The 3,781-nt window shown below is 43.0% G+C and carries 1 protein-coding gene; it reads left to right on the plus strand.

All coding sequences use genetic code 11. The features are described 5' to 3' along the window. Window positions 1–253: 253 nt before the first annotated feature. Window positions 254–3,781, plus strand: a 3,528-nt coding sequence (locus tag H6550_16625) for a choice-of-anchor J domain-containing protein (GenBank protein MCB9047762.1), incomplete at its 3' end; no start/stop codon positions are given.

A 3,781-nucleotide genomic window follows, 5' to 3' on the forward strand; every position in this document is an offset into this window, starting at 1 on the left:
AAAAAAATCCTCATCAGAACCTTCTCCTTATGTTCTATCGAAGCGAGAATCTTCTACTCTTCTTCTAACGAAGGGAGCAAAAATCGGATCTGAAAGAGTGCATAAAAGCGCTAAAGATTCCAGAGTTCAAGCTCAAAATTCCCGTCGGGTATCCAAGCTGGAGTACATTGAGACATTAAAGGAAATCGATGAATTGAAATCCCGGGGAGATATTCAAACCATCACTTCCAAGTATGGACAATTCTTGCAGAAGATGAATCAGGATATTAGTAATAGTAATATAATTGTACCTGATGCATATTGCTCCGCAGGAGCTACCAGTACTTCGTTTGAAAAAATTAATAATGTTCAATTAGGAACTATTAATAATTCATCTTCTGCAACTGCAGGTTATGAGGATTTTACAGGAATAAGCACAACCGTAACACAAGGGGATGCTGTTTCCTTCAGCGTTTCCTACACCCCCTCATATACTGCAGACAGAGTTCTAATCTGGATTGACTATAATCAGAATGAAGATTTTACTGATGCTGGTGAACTAGTTGCACAATCAACTACTTCAGCGGGTGGAGGGTATACTTATTCAGGATCATTTAATATTCCTGCAGCGGCACCCACTGGAGCCACAAGGATCAGGATCAGATTACATGATTCTAGTATAGGCGCCAATAGTGCACCATGTGGAACTTCCACTTATGGTCAGGTTGAAGATTATACAATAAACATATTACCAAACCTGAATTGTGCTGGCACACCTGATCCGGGTAATACCCTTTCTTCTGTAGCCCAGGCTTGCTCAGGCGTTAATTTCGGATTGTCTCTTCAAAATCCGCAGGGTACTGGTACTACCTATCAGTGGCAGTATGGTCCGTCATCAACTGGTCCATGGACCAACTTTGGCGGAAGTACAGCTACTATAAATACTTCTCAAACCGTTGCTACTTATTACCAGTGTGTAGTTACCTGTACATTTAGTGGCCTTTCTGCAACATCTGCACCTGTTTTTGTAGATATGAATCCATTCCTGAACTGTTATTGTACTGCATCTGGTAACAGTACCTTCTTTGAAGATATTGGTCGTGTGCAGTTTGGTTCAATCGATAACTCATCAACAGGTACAGCAGGTTATGAGAACTTTACAAGCATATCTACAGATGCCCTCCAGGGGACCTATATGCCGATAACCATTACTGTAGGCGTTGATCCTTATCCAAATGACCAGGCAATAGCCTGGATTGACTATAACCAGAACGGCAGCTTTAGCGATCCGGGTGAGCAAATATTTATCTCACCATTGGGAGCAGGGCCTCATTCAGGGGTGGTCTTTATTCCTGAAGATGCTGTTCCCGGTACTACTCATATGAGAGTAAGGGTTCATGACGCGGCGTTTGGTCCTAACAGTACTCCATGTGGTACTTCAAGTTATGGCCAGGTAGAAGACTATTCAATAAATATTGTATTCAATCCGCCTTGTTCAGGTACACCTGATCCAGGCGCTTCTCAAGCTTCTGCTCCTACAGTTTGCAACGGTAATACGGTAGATCTTTCATTGGAGAATCCAGTAACAGGTACCGGTATAACTTACCAGTGGCAATCAGCAGCTTCATCAACAGGTCCATGGACTGATATACCAGGTGCTATATATGTGCCATACTCAGTGACTGTAACAGACACTACCTGGTATCAATGTGTGGTAACCTGTACCAACAGCAGCATGACAGTTATATCAACACCTGTAAAAGTGGGCTTAAATCCATTCCTGCAGTGTTATTGTACACCTCCGGTAGAGGATTGTACAGATGATGATGTTATTACAAGAGTAACGATCAGTACATTGGATAATGTGAGTGCATGTTCTCCAAACGGCTATGGCGATTATAAATCAACGCTACCTGTAACAACTCTCTATTCAGGAACATTGAACCCAATAAGTGTGGAAACACCGGGTATATGGCCTGATGGCGTAGCTGGCTGGATCGACTATAATCATAATGGTATTTATGAAGCTTCTGAAGCTACAAGGATCGGGGATAACCTTGCGGATCCTGTTGTACGGGGAGCATTTAATATACCAGCCGGAACACAAACTGGTGTTACGGGTATGAGAATAAGGTTGGCGTTCGGTTTCTATCCTGACGGTTTCTCCCCTTGTGAAGACATTACAGGCTTTGGTGAAACGGAAGAATATCTTGTAAATATACAGCCATGCGTACCGGTAGTTATCACGGGTCATCCTTCAAATGCCTCAGCTGTATGCGGCAACAGTGCCACATTTTCTGCAATGGCTGAAGGTTCGTATCCTAGTTATCAATGGCAGACCAGGACCGATCCAACAATTCCACATACTGTAACATTTACCAATAACACACCTCTTGCTGTACCAGATGGTGATCCTGCAGGTGTTTATAGCACAATTACAGTATCTGGCCTTCCTGCGGATGCAGTTATTTCCGATGTAAGTATAATGGTTAATATAGACCACACTTATGTTGGTGATATGGAGAACAATATCATTGCTCCTAACGGAGTTAGTCTGAACCTGATGGGAGAATTGGATAATGGTACGGGTTCTAATTCATCTGATAATTTTACCAATACCATTGTTAGTTCAACCGGAACTGTTCCTTTAAGTGGTGCACCGGCTCCACGTACGGGTACATTCAGGGCTGACAGACTCAGTGGATATGGACCTTCTGGTAATTACCAGACTTCAGCTAATGGTATGCCATGGTCTGATTTGTTTACCGATTTAAATGGTGACTGGAGATTAGGCTTATCAGATTGGTATAACGGGGATGTAGGCACATTAAATAACTGGTCAATAACGTTTACTTACACCTCATCTACTCCATGGGTAAACATAGTTGATGGTGGAGTATATAGTGGAGCAACAACTTCCACACTAACAGTTAACCCGGTAACACAGGATTATGATGGCAACGAATACAGGGTAATCGTAACTGGTGTATGTTCTGCTGAGGACTTTTCAAACACCGCTACTTTAACAGTTACTCCGATGATACCAGTTGTTGATCCTTCAAGTGCAACGATCTGTAATGGAGATATTCAAAGCCTGTCATTGACCAATTTCACTAATGTTGTTACATTAATAGACGAAGGGTTTGAAGATTTTGGCACTTCAGTTCCGGCTGGTTGGGTTGTTAAAAATAACAGCACTGTACCAACAGTTGGACTGGAAGGATGGGATCCTGCAACGCCAACGTATACAGGTATTCCGCCAGCAAACACTGGATCTAACTATGCAGCCTCATCATTCTTTGGAGATAATGGTGGCGGTGGTGGAGGAACCATGAGTATGTGGTTATTTACTCCGCAAATGACTATCAACAATGGTGATGTACTTAAGTTCTATGCTCTTGCATTAGGTGATCCAACATTCCCTGACAGGCTTCAGGTAAGAATGAGCTCAAATGGCGCAAGTACAGATGTAGGTGCAACTCCTCTCTCTACCGGAGATTTTAGTACCGTATTACTGGATATTAACCCGACTTACCAGGGAGGTGTGTTCTTAAATGCATGGGTAGAATACACTGTGACTGTTTCTGGTTTGTCAGGTCCTGTGGATGGTCGTATTGCATTCAGACATTTCATAGAAGATGATGACATCAATGGGTACTTTGTAGGTCTTGATGATGTACGGTACATAGCGGCACCAACAGTAGCCCAGGGAACCTGGACAGGTCCTGCGGGTACTATGTGGACTGATGCAGCAGCTACCGTTGCTTATACAGGAACGCCGGCAACAACCATTTATGTGAAC

The sequence above is a fragment of the Chitinophagales bacterium genome (assembly GCA_020636495.1).
Classification (GTDB): domain Bacteria; phylum Bacteroidota; class Bacteroidia; order Chitinophagales; family Chitinophagaceae; genus UBA5543.